The sequence below is a fragment of the Hymenobacter volaticus genome (genome assembly GCF_022921055.1).
In the GTDB taxonomy this organism is placed as follows: domain Bacteria; phylum Bacteroidota; class Bacteroidia; order Cytophagales; family Hymenobacteraceae; genus Hymenobacter; species Hymenobacter volaticus.
In genome coordinates this window covers 3,255,279-3,272,478 of sequence record NZ_CP095061.1, presented here as the reverse complement: position 1 = coordinate 3,272,478, position 17,200 = coordinate 3,255,279, and the positions used below count along the sequence as shown (strand labels likewise).

Here is a 17,200-nt window from a genome sequence, read left to right as displayed (position 1 = left end):
TGCCGCGGTTACTGCTTGCCCATTTATTGCTCTTAAACAAGCCTTGCTACCAGCTTTAGGGAAGCGAAAGGCAACGAGCAATGATGAAACAGGCAATAATTTGTGTCTTTCTTTAGGTCTATTATTTCAAGGTTTATTTACTTTCATTCTATTGATTTCCAACCTAACTCCGAACTCTATGAACCAACCTTCTACTCCCAATTTCAAAGCCCGTACCCCCTTGCTACGAGCCCTGCAACGGGCCTTCGGGCTGGCGGTGGCTGCCAACGAACCAGGCGCCCCCACGGCCGAAGAGCTGGCCGATATGGCCACCAGCCAAAGCCGACGCGACTTTCTGGCCAATACTGCCAAACTAGGGCTGCTGGTAGGGGCCGGGGGACTGTTGGCCGCCTGCGAGGCCGAGGTAATAGAACCCACCAGACTTGACACGCAAGCCACCTTCGAGGCCAAAGGACCACAACCGCGCATTTTGATAGTAGGCGCCGGTATGGCCGGGCTGAACTGTGCATACCAGTTGCGCAAAGCAGGTTTGCGCGCCGAGATTTACGAGGCCAGCAACCGCACCGGTGGGCGCATCTTCACCCAAACCGACCTATTGGCCCCTGGCCTCACCACCGAGCTAGGCGGTGAGTTCATCGACAGCGGCCACCGCGACATGCTGCAACTGGTCCGGGAGTTCAACTTGCCGCTCTACGACGTGGAGGCCCCGAGCGAAACCGTGCTTCAAAAAGATGCCTACTTCTTCGAGGGGCGGCAGTACACCGCAGCGCAGGTGATTCAGGCGTTCCAGCCGTATGCCCGCCAGATAACGGCCGATATTCGCGCCCTGCCCAACACCATCACCTACGATAAGCTGACGCCCGCCGCAGCCCGCTTCGACCAGCTCTCTATTGCTACGTACTTCGATTCATTGAAGATGACCGGCTTGATTCGGGAGCTGTTGGACGTGGCCTACCTCACCGAATACGGTCTGGAAATAAGTGAGCAGTCAGCCATCAACTTTCTGTGGCTGTTCTCATCTGACACCCACAAGGGTACTTTCGACATCTTCGGAGAAAGCGACGAGCGGTACAAAATACAGGGCGGCAACCAGCGCCTCACCGATGCCCTAACGCAGCAGCTTCCTGGCCAAATCCAGCTCAACCGCAAGCTGCTGCAAATCACTCAAAACGCGGCCAAGGAATACGTGCTGACTTTCCAATCAGCGCCCGCCCAAACTCTGGAGGTGGTAGCCGATTATGTGGTGCTTACCATCCCGTTTACGGTGCTCCGGCAAGTGAACCTGCAGGTGCCGCTGCCTAGCTGGAAAACCAACGCCATCCAACACCTTGGCTACGGCACCAATGCCAAGCTGATTCTGGGTTTCAACGGCCGTCCTTGGCGCAAAAATGGGTACACGGGCTACCTCTTCTCCGATACTCCAGTGCAAACCGGTTGGGACTCGGGGCAGCTCCAACCCACTACGCAATCAGCCTATACGGTGTACTTGGGTGGGCAAGAAGGGCTGCAGGTAGGCCGGGGCACTCCAGAGTCGCAAGTGAGCCGCTACTTGCCAGCACTGGAAGCTGCGTGGCCAGCTGCGAAAGGGCAGCACAATGAGCGCGTGGCGCGTATGCACTGGCCTACGCACCCATATACGCTGGCTAGTTATGCTTGCTACCGGCCGGGGCAGTTCAGCACCATTGCCGGGGCTGAGCGCAAACCAGTGGGCAATTTGTTTTTTGCCGGCGAGCATTGCAGCGCCTGGTATCAGGGCTACATGAACGGCGCCGCCGAAACCGGCCGCATGGCCGCCGATGAGGTGCAAGCCGCGTTGCGTGGCAAGCGTACCGCCCTGCAGCGTCGTCTGCGGCAGCGAGAGGCGGCATTAGCATAATAACAGAGTAGTTGGGCTTTACAAGCAGGGCAGCAACACACGAGCAAGGATGCGCCATCTGGTGCCCTTTGCTTGTGTGTTGCTGCCCTGCTTGCAGAGTACTGTAAGCCCAAGCAAGTTTCCTATTGCACGAAAACCGCTTCTTGTAACGGGTTATGCCCGTGACGGAAGACTTTTTTGAGCAGAACTGTGGCTGGTACTCTAGCTGGACAGTTGCTCCTATGCGTGGTGCGTACGGCAAGCTGAACCCTATACCTTCAAGGAAAATAGGCCGTACAAGCAGCTGAGGCCACTTCGCTGGTGCTTATCCACCTTAGCTACTACCCATGCTACCCATTCCTTCCTTTGTAGGCGAATTTTTTCGTAATCCCGCCACGGTCGGCTCCCTGATACCTAGCTCCCGCGAGCTAACCAATAAAGTGATAGAGCCCATCGACTTTGCTACTGCTAGCTGCATTGTCGAGTACGGCCCCGGCACGGGGGTATTCACCGACATTCTGATGCAGCGCCGCAAAGCGGAAACGGTACTGGTGCTGGTGGAAGTGAACCGTCGGTTTGCGCAACTGCTCCGGGAGCGGTATTCTGGCCAGCCTAATCTGCACGTCATTCACGGATCGGCTCACCAAACGGGGCAGTATCTGCAAAAAATAGGCGTCGACCAGGTAGACTACGTGTTGTGCGGCCTACCTTTTTCTTCGCTGCCCCGGCGCCTAGGTTGGCGCATTCTCGAGCACACTCGCCAGATCTTGCTGCCCGCCGGTAAGCTCATCCTTTTCCAATATTCTCTCCAGAATAAAAAGCTGTTCGGTAGGTTCTTCCGCCAACTAGATGAAGCGCATGTACTACTCAATCTGCCCCCGGCTTACGTGCTGGTCTACGAGCCAACTCCTGAAGTGCCAGCCGCGTCTGCCCGAGCAGAAGAAGAAAAGTTGGTGAGTAGTAACGCCGGTCAGTAGAAAGCTAACGCCAGCTTCTTAAGGTCGTGGTGCTGCTTGATTGAAGCTAAACACTAGGTGTGCTAGTGAAGGTACTGCAAGCTGAACGCTAGTGGGTTAGCCTCGGTTTTATTCAAACTACCGGGGGTTGTCGCCGTAGAGAATAGCAGGCGTAGTCTTAGATCAGCGTCGAGCACAACCATTATAGTTGAGGTTTCTAGAAGCCTCTTATTCATGCACAGCGTTAGGCGAAAGCCCGGCGAGAACAACGTAGTATATGACAGGTAAAACCATACTTTACGGGCTGGCCGCCGGCGCTGCCGGCGTGGCCGCCATGACACTGGCCGAAAAAATCGAGCAGCAATTCACCAAGCGGCCCGACTCGTACGTGCCCGCCCATGTACTGGAAAAGCTACTCGGGTTGCAACACAAGCCCGACGAAGAACGGTTAGGATTGAACTGGACCATGCACTGGGGCCAAGGCATTCTGATGGGTATTGCCCGGGCCATGATGGCCAAGCAGGGTCTACGCGGGCCAGTAGGCTCTTTTCTGTTTATGAATTTGCGCCTGCTCAACGACCAAACCCTGGAGAATGCCACCGGCGTAGGTGCGCTGCCCTGGACCTGGCCCCGCGACGAGCAAGCCATCGACCTGCTCCATAAAGGTATCTACGCCTTCACCACCGGTGCCATCCTCGACAAGCTTATTCCCGGCCCTGACCAGACGCCCGTGCCCCGCGAAGGCTGGACGATAGGAGAGAAGGCCTAAAAGCCTGGGCAACTGGCAGGCTTTCCATACCTGATTCTGCCCTCAATGTTCGTTATGATTGTACGGGAAACTCCTTCCAGCTTTCACTGCATAAAACAGCACGATCATGCGCGGGTGGCCGGTGTGCTCATCGAGCATTGGCAACCCGCCCACTTCAAGGGCACTGCGTTGCGGCCCGAGGTGGAACTGGCGGTGCAGCAGCATGACCGGGGCTGGATTCCGCTGGACGCCACGCCAACTTGGAACGAACAAACCCACGCTCCCCATTCCTTTCTCGATTTTCCGGCTGAACCCAAGGTTCGCCACTACCAGCAGGGCATAGCGGAAGTCGAGGATATGGCGTCCTACGCCGGTTTGCTTTGCAGCCTTCACTACACCGGCTTTCCTGATTTGGCCAAAACTGAAATAGGGCAGCACTTTCTGGCAACTGAAGAGCAGCGCCAACAACGCTTGCAGCAGCAACTTGGCCTTAACACAAACGCGCAGCAGCACATCTTCGACTTTCATTTGCAGCTTTTGAAGTTCGCGGATCGGTTGTCACTGTACTTCTGCCTGAACGAGCCCGGCGCCGATAAAACCCATGAGCATCCTTGGTACCGCGACGGTATCCCGTTTTCCGACTTTTTTGCTTTCACGCAGCACCAGCTTGTGCAGGCGCACTGGCTAAGTGAAAACCAAGTACGGGTGCAGCCCTTCCCCTTCGAAGATTCCTTCAGCATTAAGCTTCGCTACAAGGAGCTGCCGAAAGAGCACCTTACCGCAGAGAAACTAGCGGACTGCTTTCGGCAAGCACCTTTACAGGAACTAGAGGTGCGCATTGTGCAGTAGACCCGGGATAGTGTAGCGTAGTATTTCGGGTGACTCTGGGTTTCCGGTGTTTTGCAGGGCTGTTCCCCTATTCTGTTTGTTACATATAATGAGCTATGTGAACAAAATCCAAAGTATAGTGTGAGAAAATAGTGGATTTAACTCTGTAAGGTGCAAAGCCTGTTGAATGGCTTTATAGAGGATATTTTTTGTATTAATACGATTTACTGTTGGGTTCAACGAGAAGCTATTGGGTCATGGTTTTATCCTAATAAATTTTTTATTCTTAATTTGATCCTAGTATATCACACTATTATATTGTACTTATGTAGGAAGATTGGACTTAATGCAACTTTCTTTTTGCATTCCGTATACGCCCTCAGACGATATTATTTTTCTAGACCTTATTATATGAAGCACTTCTCTACCCACTTTTTATCATTAGCAGTTAGCTTGTTGGTTTCTGTAGCAACCTCGCAAGCTCAGTCCAATGGAATTCAGCAGGTTTGGGCTACTCCTTATACCAATAGCAAATCAGGCGACAACAACGATGTGGCCAAAGATGTAGCCGTAGATGCCGCGGGCAACGTGTACGTGACCGGCTACTCGCTTGGCAGCGACAATCTGTACGACTTTATCACCACCAAGTACTCGGCCAGTGGCCAGCAGTTGTGGGAAGCCCGTTACAACGAGCCCGGCAGCAATTTTGATAAGGCAACTAGCGTGGTAGTAGATGCTGCCGGCAATGTGTACGTAACCGGTACCAGCCACACCGACTACGTTACCATCAAATACTCCACTAGTGGCCAGCAGCTTTGGATGGCCCGCTACAACGGTCCTGGCAACGGTACCGATGAGCCCATTGACCTAGTCCTAGATGGGGCCGGCAATGTGTACGTAACGGGTACCTCGGTGGGAGCTGGCAGCGGCAGCGACTACGCTACCCTCAAGTACGACGGCGTCAGCGGCCAGCAACTCTGGGTTACGCGCTACAACGGTGCCGGCCGCAGCGAAGATCAAGCCAGCGCCCTAGTACTCGACGCCACGGGCAACGTGTACGTGAGCGGCTCTTCCTACGGCCGGTCCGATTATGTTACGCTCAAGTACTCGCCTAGTGGTCAACAACTCTGGGAAGCCCGCTACAACGGCATTAGCAACGGTGGGGGCTCGGCGGCCGATGTGGCCGTAGACGCCACGGGTAACGTGTACGTGACTGGCTATTCCTTCGGCAGCAGCACCGGCTACGATTATGCTACTGTGAAGTACTCGGCTACCGGCGAACAGCAGTGGGCTAGCCGCTACAATGGAACCAACAGCCGCAATGATTGGGCTACCAACCTCGCCTTAGACGCCACCGGCAACGTATTCGTGACGGGCCGCTCCTATAGCGGCGCCAGCCTCAGCACCTCCGACTACGCCACGCTTAAGTACTCGGCTACTGGGCAGCAGCTCTGGGAAGCCCGCTACAACGGCAGTGGCAACGGTGCCGATGTAGCCACCGACCTAACCGTAGACGCGGCGGGCAACGCCTACGTAACCGGCTACTCCGACAGCAGCACCGGCGACGAAAGCTACGACTATGCTACTCTCAAATACGCTGCCACCAGCGGCCAACAACTCTGGACCGTTCGCTACAACGGCGACAGCAACGGCGTAGACCAAGCGAATAGCATTGTGGTTGATGCCGCTGGCAACGTGTACGTAACCGGCTACTCCGTGAGCAGCGGCACCAACTCCGACTATATCACCCTCAAATACGCCCAGACGGGCTCGTCTCCGCTGTCGGCAGCTTCGGCGCAGCAGAATCTAGAGGAATTGGCCGTGTACCCCAATCCGGCTGCAACGCAAGCCACCGTGAGTTTCCGCGCGCTGGCGAACGGGTCGGCGCAGGTGCAAGTCTATAACCAGTTGGGTCAGCAGGTTGCCACCTTATACGAGGGCACGGTAAGTCGAGGCCAGCGCTACACCTTGCCGCTCAATAGCCAGAACCTAGCTTCGGGCCTCTACACTTGCTCGTTGCTTGTTAACGGTCAGCGCGAATCCGTCCGTCTGCACGTCGCACATTAAACAGAGTAGTTGCTTAAGCACTAAGGCGCCCCTAAACATGAGTTTGGGGGCGCCTTTTTTTGTGTGCTGAGCAGCGACTGAAATAATGGTGTTGTATAATTTAACTATTGTATTGCATTAGGTGAGTAAGCAGGTTGCTAGGGCTTCAATCTTAATGCAGTAAATTCAACTAAAAGTCCTGTAACTATATCTGGTAATCACCTGTATAAGGCCGAGATTATTTTATTATTAATTCATGTATGATTTTACTTTTTTACAGAATTCAATGCTAAAATCTGCGCGTTTGTTCGGTAATTGCAGGCACTGCAAAGCTTTAGGAAAAGACGAGGTAGTAGCCTCGTGCTTTCTTGTTTTTCTATTATATCTATTTGGCTGATTAGCAGGCTAGTTCCACACGCTTTATTTACAACCTTTCCTTTCTATGAAACAAACTTTTACTCGTTTGCTGCCACTGGCAGCAAGCTTGCTCCTGTGTGTGCCTGTCAGTCAGGCTCAAGTGGCACCTTCAATCTCGACTAGCAAAGCGCCAAAAGGTTTGCCCACGCTGCCTCAGTTCTCGCTGCCAGATGGCGCGCCGGCCCTGCGCCACGCATTGCCTGCCTCTAGGAGCAAGGTAGCTGGTGAAAAGAAATCCATGCCTTCGCGTTCCGTGACCAAGTTCAATAAACGGCAAGCCATCGAGACGACTGCAACAACGGCCATCACATCCGAGTCCGTGAGTGAAGAGTGGGCTACTCGCTACACTCGGTACGGTACCACCTTTGGAGGAGGTACCGAAGTGGTGACGGACGCGGCCGGTAGCGTCTACGTGACTGGCAATTCGTTTGGTAGCGGCAGCAACTATGATTTTGCAACTGTTAAGTACTCGGCCAGTAGTGTGCTCTTATGGGAAGCCCGCTATAATGGACCGGGAGCTAACGTTGATTTGGCAGCGGGCATAGCGGTAGATGCGGCTGGTAATGTATACGTGACGGGTACATCGGTTGGCCGCGGTAGCAACGGCTATGATTATGCTACTGTTAAATATTCTTCTGGCGGCCAGCAACTGTGGGCCGTTCGCTACAATGGATCTGCTAGTGGTGATGATCTAGCTACCGACATAGCGGTGGATGCGGCCGGCAACGTGTACGTGACGGGTACTTCCTACAACGGCAGTGCAAGTTACGACTACGTAACGGTCAAGTATTCGCCTAGTGGTCAGCAGTTATGGGCGGCTCCTTACAGTAGATCTAGTACTAGTGATGATCTGCCCACAGATCTGGCCCTGGACGGGAGTGGTAATGTGGTTGTGACCGGCACTACCTACCTGGATAATCAGAGTGACTACACAACCATCAAGTATGCCAGTGGCAGCGGCCAGCAGATGTGGGAAGCCCACTACAATGGCCCGGCCAATGGCTACGACCTGGTGCGTGACCTGGCCGTAGACGCCAACGGCAACGTGGCCGTAACCGGTACCAGTGACGACGGCACCGGCAACTACGACTACGCTACGGCCAAATATTCCCCTAGCGGTCAGCAGACGTGGGCAGTACGCTATAATGGTGCGGGTAACAACTATGATGAGGCAACGGCTGTAGCCCTGAGTTCAACGGGCAACGTGGTGGTGACTGGCTACTCCGATAGCGGCAACAGTAATTGGAACTACCTCACGTTCCAGTATGCGGCTGCCAGTGGTCAGCAATTGTGGCAAGCCGAATACAATGGGCCCGACAATGGCTATGATGAAGCTAAAGACGTGGTAATAGACCGCCAAGGTAATGTAGCCGTAACCGGGCGCTCCTATAAGGGCGTTCAGAGCGACTATGCCACCGTGAAGTATGCCGGCTCAAGTGGTCAGCAAATCTGGCAAGCTCGCTACACAAGGTCAGATGTGGGTAATGATGTGGCCGTGGCCGTGGCTGTGGATGCTACAGGTAATGTGTACGTAACGGGTGACTCCTTCAACGGCAGCGACAGCACCAGCCGTGATTATGCGACTCTTAAATACGCCGCCAGTACTGGCCAAATGCTATGGGATGTACGTTATAACATCTGGATTGTAGATAATACTGATGATGTCCCAAACGATATAGCGGTAGACGCAGCCGGCAATGTATATGTGACTGGCAGCTCTTACGAGGCCAATAACCTTTCCGTGAGTAGCTATGCTACTATCAAATATTCACCTAGCGGCCAACAATTGTGGGAAGTCCGTCAGCGCACTCAACAGAGTACGTATGCATCTAATCCTCATATCGCCGTGGATGCGATGGGCAGTGTGTATGTAGCTGGTAATACCAACAATACTTACCTCGTCATTAAATACTCTAGTAATGGTCAACTACTATGGAGCCAAAATTATCAATTTGAGACTTCTACCCGGGGAACGGGGGTAGCTGAATTAGCCTTGGATGCGAGTGGTAATGTGTTCGTGACAGGCTTTCAGTCTACACTAACCGGTGATTATGACTACTTCACCCTCAAGTACGCTGGTGACACCGGGCAGCAACTATGGGTAGCGCGCTACAACGGACCCAACAACGGTTCTGATCAACCCACTGGCTTATCCCTTGACCAAGCGGGCAATGTGTACGTAACCGGAACTTCCTTGATCAACGGCTACAGCAGCTATGTTTATGCCACAATCAAGTATGATGGAGCCACTGGCCAACAACAATGGGTAGCGCGCTTCAATAGGTCTAATAGCACGGCTAGTTTCGAAGATTTACCAGACATAGCCGTAGATAAGACGGGTAATGTAGTTGTCGCCGGTGTAATAATCATCAAGTATGATGGGACAAACGGTCAACCGCTTTGGACTACTCGCTTCAACGGGAACAACAATCCAGGAGGTGGCGCTCGAGTTGGCTTAGATGCGAACGGCGACGTATTTGTGACAGGATATTTTACTAATCTGCCCTTTCGGGACGCGGACTGGTCTACAACTAAGTACGACGGAGCTAATGGGCAGCAACTCTGGCAGTCTCTTTATAATGGCCCTGTAGGAAGAGGGTACGATCAGCCCACAGATTTAGAAGTGGATGCGGTCGGTAATGTATATATAACCGGCTTCTCGTTTGGTGTCGGGGATAATTTCACTGACTATGTCACCGTAAAATATGCTGGTGCCAGTGGCCAACTAGCGTGGGAGGCTCGCTATCATGGCTCGCTAATTACATCGAGTCGAGATCAACCTTACGCTTTGGCCTTGGACGCAGTTGGTAACGTGTATGTAACAGGCTTCTCTAGTAATAGTAATGCCAGTAATTCCGATTATGTTACTGTTAAGTATTCTCAAGCTAACGGTACTGCCGCAACTCCACTCGTAGCAGCCACCCGTCCGGCGCTGGCAGTTTCAACTACGGGTCAGCAGCAGCTAGCCGTGTATCCCAACCCCACCACCGGCCCGACGACGGTCAGCTTCCGGCCAGTGCTGGAGGGGGCCGCGCAAGTGCGGGTCTACAACCAACTCGGTCAGCAGGTCGCCACCTTATATGAGGGCAAGGTGCGCCAAGGTCAGCACTATGAGCTGCCGCTGCACAGCGAGAAGCTGAGCGCGGGCCTCTATACCTGCTCGTTGCTCGTCAATGGCCAGCGCGAAACTGTGCGGCTGGTCGTAACTCACTAAAACTCTATCCCTGCTGCAGGCGCTGGCACTTATAGCCAGCGCCTGCATACCTGTACATCTCCTTTAGCCGCAGGACTCGCTTCTGCTTGCTTCGGAATTACTACACCACACCAATTAAGTGCCTTTATTATTTCCAACCTTTCCTTTTCTATGAAACACATTTTCACTCGCTTGCTGCCAGCAGCAGCAGGCGTACTCCTCTCCGTGCCTGTTAGTCAGGCACAGGTTCATCAACCCCAAGCTGTGGGCAGAGCTAGGAAGGCCCTGCCGACCCAAATACAGAACTTATTGTTGCCGCTCGGTACTCCGGCCTTGCAACACGCGCTGCCTGGTACCGAGCGGGAAACAGGGACCAGCAAAATATCCAAGAAGCTAGAGCGTCCGATAGTTCGTCGGGATGAGGTAGGTGCAGTTGGGGCAAAGACTTCAGGGGTTGTCGATGGACCCGTTAGTGAAGAATGGATAGCCCGCTACAGTGGATATGGCAACAGCTTTGATGGCGCCAAGGACGTCGTAGCTGATGCAGCGGGCAATGTCTACGTAACAGGCTACTCGTTTGGTAGCAACAGCTACGATTATGTAACCGTGAAGTACTCGGCCAGCGGCCAGCAACTGTGGGCTACTCGCTACAACGGGGCCAGCCAGAGCGACGACGTGCCAACTGGTATTGCGTTGGACGCGGCAGGTAACGTCTATGTAACGGGAGCTTCGTATGGTACTAGTGCTACTGGTTATAACTACGCCACCGTGAAGTATAACGGCACCAACGGCCAATTGCTTTTCTCAGCCATTTACACGAGTGAGCCTCGCTTCTCGACTCTGCCAAGTACGGATTTGGCAGCTGACATTGCCACCGACGCAGCCGGTAACGTGTACGTAACCGGTTCTTCATACGGCATAAGCACTAACAGCTACGACTACACTACCCTCAAATATTCGACTAGCGGCCAGCTGCAATGGGTGAGTCAGTACATTGGCTCCGGTACTAGCACCGATAATGATTTGGCTTCCAATTTGGCCTTAGACAACGCTGGAAACGTGTATGTAGCTGGTAACTCGTACCGGAACAATCAGGGCGACTATCTCACGGTCAAATATTCTAACGGAGGCACCCAACTGTGGGCTAGCCGCTACAATGGACCAGCTAACGGTTATGACCTAATGCGCGACCTGGCGGTGGATGCCAACGGTAGCGTGTATATAACGGGCACGTCGGACAATGGTAGCAACTACGACTATGCCACGGTACGTTACTCAACTAGCGGCCAGCAACTCTGGGCTACACGCTACAATGGGGCTGGCAACGACTACGACGAAGCCACAAGCTTGGTAGTAGATAATGCCGGTAATGCCGTAGTGACTGGCTACGCACTGGGTAGCAATGGCACCTGGGATTATACGACCATCAAATATGCCGTTGGCGGACAGCCGCTGTGGGAGAGCTACTACAATAGCCCCGACAACAGCTATGATGAGGCGCGGGACGTTGCCGTAGATGCAGCTAATAATGTATTCGTGACAGGCCGCTCGTACAATGGCAGCGGCCAACTCGATTATGCTACCGCAAAGTATGCGGCCGCTACTGGCCAGCAACTATGGGCCTCTCGCTACAGTGGTACGGTTACGGGTGATCAGGCTGTTCTTGGGTTGGCAGTAGATGGAACTGGTAATGTGGCTGTGACAGGTGCCTCCGCTAGCACTAGCAGCACCGACTTCGACTACGCTACACTCAAGTATGCTGGAGCCAACGGCCAGCAACTCTGGCAAACCCGCTACAGTGGGCCTACTGCTACCAGTGTGAGTAGTGAAGCAAACGACGTAGCCCTGGATGCAGCAGGGAACGTGTATGTGACGGGTAGTGCCTACAACGGCAGCAGTTGGGACTTGGTCACCATAAAGTACTCAGCTAGCGGTCAGCAGCTCTGGGAAGCCCGCTACCTTGGCAATACGACTAACGCAACCAACTTGGCGCACATTGCCCTTGATGCAACGGGTAACGTGTACGTGACAGGCCGCAACATATACGATGGAACGGGCAATAACTTCGATTATGCCACGATCAAATACAACGGAGTTAGTGGTCAGCAACTGTGGGAAGCGCGCTACGAAGGGTCAGCCAACGGCTACGATAGTCCCACTGACTTGGCCGTAGATGCCAATGGGAATGTGTATGTAACCGGCTACTCAAATGGTAGGAGCACTGGAGAAGATTATGCCACCCTCAAATACGACGGCGCCAGTGGTCAACAGCTTTGGGTTGCTCGTTATTCTACCGGCAGCGGATTTAGCACTGATGAGGCTAACGCACTGGCACTGGATGCGCTTGGCAATATTTATGTTACTGGTTCTAGTCAAGATGATTACGCAACAATTAAATATTCCTCTAGTGGCCAGCAACTCTGGGTGGCCCGTTACACTGGCCAAGGGCCATACGGGAGTGAAGATGTAGCCAGAGACATAGCCGTGGACGCGGCTGGCGATGTGTATGTGACGGGGAACACCGAAAATAGTAAACCTTATTACAACAGTGACTATGCTACGGTGAAGTACGCCGGTGCCAGCGGCCAGCAGTTATGGCTAGCCGTCTATAATAGCCCCGTCGATTTAGATGATTATGGAACGGACTTGGTTGTTGACGGCGCAGGCAACGTGTTTGTAACTGGTTATTCTGCTTCCGACACCAACAGTGACTATGACTACGCCACCGTGAAGTATGCCGGAGCTTCTGGCCAACAACTCTGGGAAACCCGCTACGATGGGGGATTCAAAGGCTTTGATAGTCCCTACGACTTAGCCGTGGATGCCAGCGGGAATGCGTATGTGACCGGTATTAGCAGCTCGGATTATGCTACCGTAAAATACGATGGCGGCAGTGGTCAGCAAATCTGGCAGGCGCGATACAACGGACCGAGTAACATGAGCGATACACCCGCTGGCTTAGCCGTAGATGCAGTGGGTAATGTGTATGTGACGGGTGTTTCCGTTGAGGTTCTTTATAGAAGAAGCGAATTTGCTACCATTAAGTATAGCCAGACTAGCAGCGCCGCTTCTCTGGCTCTCGCAACTGCTCGCCCAACTTTGGCAGTTTCAACTAAAGGCCTGCACGAGCTAAGTGTGTATCCCAACCCGGCCACCGGCCCAACCACTATCAGCTTCCGGCCGGTAGGGGATGGTACGGCGCAAGTGCGAGTCTATAACCAACTCGGTCAGCAAGTAGCCAGCCTCTACGAAGGCAAAGTGCGCAAGGGGCAGCACTACGAGCTACCACTCAACAGCGAGAAGCTAGCCGCGGGCTTGTACACCTGCTCGTTGCTCGTCAACGGCCAGCGTGAATCGGTGCGCCTGGTAGTAACGCATTAACGAAGATTGTATTTCGCTTCGCAAAAAGCGTCGCCAGACTTTTTCTGGTGGCGCTTTTTTGCAGCGCGACAGCACGACAGTAGCAGCCGATTTAAGCATGGGTCTACCCTAGAAATAATTCTCTTCTTATTTAAGAACGATTTTCTGATTTATAGAAAGACAAATACCCTCTACTGCAGTTAATTGCGTGCGTTAGCAAAAAACAAAACCGGAATTGCCACAATAATATATATAGAATAATTAGTATTAATTCGTTAATTTACTGATAGAGTGGCGCCTGCCATTGTACCGCCATTAGCTGACCTAAGCAACCCGGTGCTGCCCCGCTCCGAGTAGAGTATTCAGACGAGACATCGAGTTTTTGCCAGTACGCAGGTTTCGACCTGCTTTTTGTTTTCCTAACCATTATCCCACCGTATGAAACAAGCTTTTACGCGTTTGCTGCCGCTGGCGGCAAGCCTGTTGTTCCATGTGTCAACTGCCCAGGCGCAGGTGGACCTAACTCGGCCGTCGAGGCGCGCCGAGCGGGTACTGCCTCCGCTGTCTCAAGCGCTGCTGTTGTCACCGGGAGCCCCGACCTTATCCCACGCGCTGCCTGGCGACAAGGCCGCGCTACTGGCGCGCCGACCCACACCTGTCAGGTCCGTTCAGCAACCAACTACATCAGCAAGGGGAACTAGTACCCAAGCCGTCACGGCCGGTTCAGTCACCGAAGCCTGGGTGGCCCTCTACGAAGGCCCCAGCATCAATGTGGCCAGCAACTTAGTGGTAGATGCAGCCGGTAATACGTACGTGACCGGCTACTCTACAACGGCTATTAACACCGGCCGTGGCAACGACTACGTGACCATCAAGTACTCGCCTAGCGGCCAGCAGCTTTGGAGCGTCTTGTTCAACTCGGGGCCCGGCAACACCGATGATCGGGCGACGGATTTGGCCGTGGATGCCGCCGGCAACGTCTATGTAACCGGCTACGCCACCCGCGGCAACAGCAACAACTCGGATGGTACCACGGTCAAATATTCGGCTACCGGCCAGCAGTTGTGGACGGCCAGCTACAGCGGCGGTAGCCTAGGAGCTTCTGTGGCGCTGGATGCTACCGGCAACGTATACGTGGGTAGCGGCGCCCACAGCCTCGTCAAATACGCCGGAAGCACCGGTCAGCAGTTGTGGCTGTTCTCTAACTCACTCTTGGGCACGGTTAAAGATCTGGCCGTAGATGCGGCCGGCAACGTCTACTTGACCGGTACCGCTGCCAGCAACGGCACGGGCAACGACTACAGCACGCTGAAGTTCTCGACCACGGGGCAGCAACAGTGGAGCATGATCTATAACTCGGGGCCTGGCAACACCGATGATCAGGCGACGGATTTGGCCGTGGACGCCGTGGGCAACGTGTACGTGACCGGGCGGTCCGAGCTAACAGGCCAACTTTCCGATTATGCCACCGTCAAATATTCAGCTAGTGGCCAAGAGTTGTGGAATGCACGGTTCAGCGCATCCAGCACTAGCTTGGATGTGCCTACTGCCTTGGCCGTGGATGCGGCCGGTAACGTGGTCGTGACGGGCGCTTCGTTCAATAGCTTTCTTAGCAGCTACGACTATGGCACGGTGAAATATTCGGCCAGCGGCCAGCAAGTGTGGCAAGCTTCGTACAACGGAAACGGTGGAATTAGCGTCGACGAAGCTTACGCCTTGGCTGTGGATGCGGCCGGAGATGTGTATGTGACCGGCTACTCGGGACTCACGCAGTCGATCAGCGAATATGCGACGCTCAAGTACAGTGGCGCCAATGGGCAGCAGCTGTGGCAAACTCGCTACGCCGGAACCGGGCCTTTCCCCACCAGCGAGGTGGCAGTAGCCGTGGTTGTGGGAGCAACCGGCAGCGTGTACGTCACGGGGGCCTCTTCCAACAGCGTCATCATAACTACCAACTCGGTACTGGCTACCATCAAGTACGAGCAAAACAACGTGCTGCAAGTGTGGGAAGCGCGCTTTACCCCACCAGCCAGCACCAGTAACGAGGTGGCAACCAACCAGGCAACCGACGCGGCCGGCAACGTATACGTGACCGGCTACGCCTACAACGGCCGCAACTACGACTATGCCACCGTCAAGTATTCGCCCGCGGGGCAGCAAGTGTGGCAAGCGCGCTACAACGGCTCCGCCAACGGCGACGAAATACCAAAGGCGCTGGCCCTGGACAGCGCCGGCAACGTGTATGTGACGGGCACCGCCTACGATAGTATCAATGGGTACGATTATGCCACTGTCAAGTACTCGCCCACGGGCCAAGAGCTGTGGAGCGCCCGCTACAACAGCAACGGCAACGAAGAAGCAACGGCCTTGGCACTAGATGCCGCTGGCAACGTGGTGGTGACGGGCTCCGCCATCGCCGCCAACCTTCGCGACTACGACTACGTCACGCTCAAGTACACAGCCAGCGGCCAGCAGGTGTGGGAAGCGCGCTACGCTGGCATCGGCAATAGCAACGAGGTAGTATCTGCCGTCGCCCTCGATTCGGCTGGCAACGTGTTTGTGACCGGCGCGGCCACCAGTGCCACTCAGAACGACTATGATTATGCCACGCTCAAGTATGCGGCCGCCACCGGCCGCCAACTGTGGGAAACCCGCTACACGGGCAACGGCAGCGGTACCACCAATGAAGTGGCAACAGCTATGGTGGTGGACGACGCGGGCAATGCAATAGTGACGGGCGCCGCCACCACCAACGGGCGTACCAACTACAATTATGTCACAATCAAATACCTCGGGGAGAACGGGGCCGCAGTGGTGTTCAGCAGCTACAACGGAACCGCCAACAGCGATGATATTCCGACGGGCATTGCGTTGGACGCCACCGGCGACGCGGTTGTGACGGGCTTCTCGGTGGGCACCGGCGGGACCTACGACTATGCAACTGTGAAGTACGACTACATTGCTCCCTACTATGGCGGCCGGCAAGTGTGGGCCAGCCGCTACAATGGCCCCGACAACGGCTACGACCAAGCCGCTGCCCTCGCCGTAGATCCGGCCGGCAACGTGTACGTAACGGGTTTGTCGTTCAACCGCGACAGCACCGACGACTACACCACGCTCAAGTACGCAGGCACCAGTGGCCAGCAATTGTGGGAAGCGCGCTACAACGGACCGGGCAGCAGCTATGATGAGGCTGCAGCTCTGTCCCTGGACGGCGCCGGCAACGTGTGCATCACCGGCTTCTCGTTCGGGGCAAGCACCGGCTACGACTTTGCCACGCTCAAGTACGGCCAGAATACCGGCGTGGGGCCGGTGGCCTTGGCAGGTGTGGCCCCGGCCGCAACCACTAGCGCGCCGTTGGCCGTAGCGGCTCCTACTAGAAAGTTGCAGGAGCTAGCCGTCTATCCGAATCCGGCCACTGGCCCGTCCACCGTCAGTTTCCGGCCGGTGCTGGATGGGACAGCGCAGGTGCGGGTCTACAACCAGCTGGGTCAGCAAGTAGCCACGTTGTATGAAGGCAAAGTGCGCCAAGGCCAGCACTACGAGCTACCGCTCAACAGTGAGAAGCTAGCCGCGGGCTTGTACACCTGTTCCTTGCTCGTTAATGGCCAACGCGAAGCCGTTCGGCTGGTGGTGACTCACTAACGTCATAGTTTGTTAACAAGCTTGAAAAGCGTCTCTCGTCTTATGCGTGAGACGCTTTTTTGTAGGTAGTAGGAGTGCCTCCCTGATGGAGAGAGTAGGATTTGCAGACTTTACGTGGTCTTCACTAGCATAGGTCAAAGGCTGGCACTGCT

8 protein-coding genes are annotated in these 17,200 nt (G+C 54.6%); all 8 read left to right on the top strand.

Annotation, left to right across the window (positions count from 1 at the left end; translation table 11 throughout):
• Positions 1 to 178: 178 nt before the first annotated feature.
• A complete protein-coding gene (locus tag MUN86_RS14220; protein ID WP_245118685.1) occupies positions 179 to 1,876 on the top strand; it encodes a flavin monoamine oxidase family protein in 1,698 nt (565 codons plus the stop codon).
• Positions 1,877 to 2,202: 326 nt separating this feature from the next.
• A complete protein-coding gene (locus MUN86_RS14215) occupies positions 2,203 to 2,832 on the top strand; it encodes a class I SAM-dependent methyltransferase (protein ID WP_245118684.1) in 630 nt (209 codons plus the stop codon).
• Positions 2,833 to 3,088: 256 nt separating this feature from the next.
• Positions 3,089 to 3,580, top strand: coding sequence for a hypothetical protein (locus MUN86_RS14210; protein ID WP_245118682.1), 492 nt, complete (start codon positions 3,089 to 3,091; stop codon positions 3,578 to 3,580).
• Between the two features lie 54 nt (positions 3,581 to 3,634).
• Positions 3,635 to 4,408, top strand: coding sequence for a DUF3891 family protein (locus MUN86_RS14205; protein ID WP_245118680.1), 774 nt, complete (start codon positions 3,635 to 3,637; stop codon positions 4,406 to 4,408).
• A 390-nt stretch (positions 4,409 to 4,798) separates the two neighbouring features.
• Positions 4,799 to 6,454 (top strand): SBBP repeat-containing protein, encoded by a 1,656-nt coding sequence (locus MUN86_RS14200; RefSeq protein WP_245118679.1) that lies wholly within the window; start codon positions 4,799 to 4,801, stop codon positions 6,452 to 6,454.
• Positions 6,455 to 6,875: 421 nt separating this feature from the next.
• A complete protein-coding gene (locus tag MUN86_RS14195) occupies positions 6,876 to 10,064 on the top strand; it encodes an SBBP repeat-containing protein (RefSeq protein WP_245118677.1) in 3,189 nt (1,062 codons plus the stop codon).
• A gap of 150 nt (positions 10,065 to 10,214) precedes the next feature.
• The gene (locus MUN86_RS14190) at positions 10,215 to 13,424 is read left to right on the top strand and encodes an SBBP repeat-containing protein (RefSeq protein WP_245118675.1); all 3,210 of its coding nucleotides are present in this window, start codon (positions 10,215 to 10,217) and stop codon (positions 13,422 to 13,424) included.
• Positions 13,425 to 13,841: 417 nt separating this feature from the next.
• Positions 13,842 to 17,048, top strand: a complete 3,207-nt coding sequence (locus tag MUN86_RS14185; protein ID WP_245118674.1) for an SBBP repeat-containing protein — start codon at positions 13,842 to 13,844, stop codon at positions 17,046 to 17,048.
• The last annotated feature ends 152 nt before the right edge of the window (positions 17,049 to 17,200 follow it).